The organism is Candidatus Zixiibacteriota bacterium (assembly GCA_022865345.1).
In the GTDB taxonomy this organism is placed as follows: Bacteria; Zixibacteria; MSB-5A5; order MSB-5A5; family RBG-16-43-9; genus RBG-16-43-9.
The window spans coordinates 1-3,712 of sequence record JALHSU010000240.1; the positions used below are offsets into that span (position 1 = coordinate 1).

The 3,712-nt window shown below is 45.0% G+C and carries 4 protein-coding genes; all 4 read right to left on the reverse strand.

What is annotated here, in order from left to right; genetic code table 11:
- Positions 1-635 (reverse strand): hypothetical protein (locus MUP17_11295; GenBank protein ID MCJ7459566.1); only part of this gene is annotated, 635 nt, incomplete at its 3' end.
- Between the two features lie 215 nt (positions 636-850).
- Complete coding sequence (locus MUP17_11300; protein ID MCJ7459567.1) at positions 851-1,621, reverse strand: slipin family protein; 771 nt, start codon at positions 1,619-1,621, stop codon at positions 851-853.
- A gap of 57 nt (positions 1,622-1,678) precedes the next feature.
- Positions 1,679-2,965 (reverse strand): nodulation protein NfeD, encoded by a 1,287-nt coding sequence (locus MUP17_11305; GenBank protein MCJ7459568.1) that lies wholly within the window; start codon positions 2,963-2,965, stop codon positions 1,679-1,681.
- A 485-nt stretch (positions 2,966-3,450) separates the two neighbouring features.
- The coding region (locus tag MUP17_11310; protein ID MCJ7459569.1) for a SelB C-terminal domain-containing protein at positions 3,451-3,712 on the reverse strand (262 nt) is incomplete at its 5' end.

The following is a 3,712-nucleotide window of genomic DNA, read 5'->3' on the forward strand; positions in this document are numbered from 1 at the left end:
CCATAAAGACTGTAGTCGTTTCTCAGCACTATAAAACTGGTAGCCCCAATATAATCCGGGGGAGCATACCATTCCGGCTGCGAATACCCTAAATAACCGTAATTCATCGATTTCAAGTAGATGTCGTATCTTCCATCTCCACCATTACCCGAAAAAAGAAGATCACTTGGAGGAGCAGTATATCCCAGACTGTCAACCTCCTTAGTCCACACAGAATCTGCGATTCCTCCTATGAAAATAACATAAAGCGGAACACCTGAGGAATCAACCACATGCGATTGATAAACCGAATCTACAGTCGAGGTAACATAATGAATTTTGAAATGTCCTCCTGGGGTATTGTAAGTTTTTTCTGTGGTAGAGTAGGAGGGTCGAGCAGGCATGATTAGAGAAAGCTCTTTTTGCGCCTCAGGGCTTAGCTCATTTCTGTGTCCGGTAATCCAGACAAAAGCCGGGGTGGCACAGACCGGATGAAAATCCTGCGGTAAGTTTTTCGGAGCTGAAATTGCAGGAGTCAAGACCTCTTTTATCTTCTGAATAAGGTTTTCCTCACCTGGCAGTTTTGCCTGAGCGTCGGTGAGAAAAATACCAAATCCCATAAGAAAGACTGTAATTGTCCAGACAAGCCTCTTCATCCTTGCTCCTTTTTTGAAATCGGTTAAATAGTAGCGTCGGGTTTTATGCCCGACGCATCTATTTAACCCAAGAGGGTTGCACTACGAAGATATACGAAAACTGACGAAGGAATCGAGCTCTTACTCCTCCGAAAGTTAGGGCAGGAGTTCAACTCCTGCCCCAACCTCTCTGAGCTTCTGTTTAATTCATCTCACATCTTACGTCTTACTCGAATCTACTCTTTCTTCTCCGTACCTTCTTGCAGTTTCTTTATAAAGGGAGTGAAAAGGTCAATCGGCACCGGGAAAAGGATAGTGGAGTTCTTTTCTGTTGCTATCTCAGTTAAAGTCTGCAGAAATCTCAGCTGTATGCCAGTCGGAGTTTTGCCGATTATACCGGCGGCCAGGGCTAATTTCTCCGCGGCCTGGTATTCACCTTCAGCATGAATAATCTTAGCCCTTCTCTCCCTTTCCGCCTCTGCCTGTCTGGCAATTGCCCTCTGCATCTCCTGAGGCAGATCAACGTTCTTCACCTCTACCACTGAAACTTTAATCCCCCAGGGCTCGGTCTGTTCATCGATTATCTTTTGCAATTGTTGATTAATCTTCTCCCGGCCAGATAAGAGGTCATCTAACTCCACCTGTCCTAAAACACTCCTTAAAGTAGTCTGGGAGATCATCGAGGTAGCATAAAGGAAATCTTCCACCTCCACAATAGCTTTGCTGGCGTCTATCACCCGAAAATAGATTACTGCATTAACCTTAACCGTCACATTATCCCGGGTGATTACATCCTGAGGTGGCACATCCATAGTCACCACTCTCAAACTGACCTTAACCATCCGGTCAACTATCGGTATCAGCAAGATCAGACCTGGACCTCTGGTGCCCATCAATCTTCCCAATCTGAAAATTATCCCTCTTTCGTACTCTCTTAAGATCCTGATAGCATTGGCTAAGATGAAAAGCGCGATGATGATCAGGGTCAAAATTCCTGCACCTGCCATAGCTCCTCCTTTAAAGTTTAAAAGGTTTAAAAGTTTAAAAGTTTAAACTTCTAAACTTCATGTTTTGGTTACTTTTAGTACTAAGTTTTCTATCCCTATAACTTTCACCTTCTCCCCTTTTTCTACGCCGCCGCTCTGCGGGTCACATTCTGCTTTCCATAGCTCACCTCGAACGAAAACGTATCCCTCAGGCTTGAGCTCTGTCCTGGCTTGACCGATTTTCCCGATCATACCCTTATCCCCAGTAGTCACCTTCTTCATCTGAGCTTTTAACCCCATTCCGATGGCGAAGATGAAAAATAGAGCAGTCCCCAGAGTCACGGTCACAACTACCACCAGTGAAACACGCATATAAGGTTCAGGCGAATTTATCAGCATCAGAGAACCTAAAATCATAGAGATTATACCTCCTATGGTTAAAAGCCCGTGGCTCACCACCTTCACCTCGGCGATAAAAAGGATTATTGCGAGGATCATCAGTAGTATGCCGGCGTAATTGATCGGTAGTGCCTGGAAAGCAAAAATCGCCAGGATCAGGCAGATTCCACCAACTACTCCAGGCAGAATCGAACCCGGATTGGAAAGCTCAAAGAAAAGCCCCCACATCGCCAAAGTGAAAAGAATATAAGCAATAGTCGGGTTGGCTATAATCTGCAGGATGTTATCCCACCAGCCGATGTTTATCTTTTGAACCAGCGCATTTTTAGTATTCAGCACCTTCTCGCCTGAGGGCAATTCGACTTTTCTTCCATCGATTTTATCCAGCAGATCCCTGACATTATTGGCTACCAGGTCGATTACGCTGTCTTTCAATGCCTCATATTCGGTTATGGACACGCTCTTGCGAACAGATTGCTCTGCCCAGTTGGCATTTCTGCCTCTTTTGGTGGCAATACTTTTAATATAGGCAACCGCATCATTGGTAACCTTCTCCTGCATAGTCGAATCTATCTGCCCGCCAATGCTGACCGGATGAGCCGCTCCAATATTTGTTCCAGGAGCCATAGCCGCAATATGGGCGGCTAAAGTTATAAAAACCCCGGCTGAGGCAGCCCTGGATCCGGATGGAGCCACATAGATTACCACTGGCACCTCGGCGTTTAAAATATCCCTGGTTATCTGGCGCATCGATTCATCCAGACCTCCCGGGGTATTCAATTCTATTACTAAGGCCTCCGAACCATCATCTGATGCTGATTTAATTGCATTGGTGATGATTCTGGCAGTGATTGGACCAATCGCCCCGTCGATATTAACCAGGTCTATCCTTTTACTGGCGGAGAAAAGTAAGCCGGCAAAAGAGAACAAAATAATTAATAGGTATACAACGGCTCTTTTTTTCATAAAAATCCCTCTGGAAAAAATAATGACTGAGCTTAAAATATCTAAATCTTTGAAAAAAGCAACAAAAAATTGTTTCTCCCTCTTGAAATATGTAGGGGCACGGCGCGCTATGCCCCTCATATACATAGTATTTATACCTGAGAAGCGGTCTTATAATCACATTCCTTCCTACCTCACAGCTGATTAATTGGATTAAGCGGATATCACCCATGTTTATCAGCTTAATCCGTTTCATCTGCTGTGAATAACCACTTGCCCATAAAGGATTTCTTTTTACCAGTATTTCCCCTCGGGATGATAACATCCCTCGGAGAGCATCTTTTTTTTCCTATGCCCTATTACCTACAACCTTCCACCTGTAACCTTATAACTTGTAATCCTCGGCCATTGCGAGGAGTCCCGCCAACGGCGGGACGACGAAGCCCAGATGGGCTTCGTCCCTTACGGGGACTCGCAATGACAGCCTATCACCTATCATCTATTACCTACGACCTATCACCTTTTTCTTTCCCCAGCACCCTCTTATCCCCTTCTCTCCGGGTAACCCCTGACTCATCCAATTTTTCCAAGATCGGGACAGCATATTTGCGGGTGATATTCAGGTGTTCTCTTATCTGGCTCACGGTCGAAGGTCCGTTTGCGGAAATGAACTCTTTGATCTTTTGAGTAATCTCCTCAAAATCCTCTTTCCGATAGAGGATCCCCTCTTTCAACTCTACCAGTTTTCCCTGCTGAAGCAAGTAGATA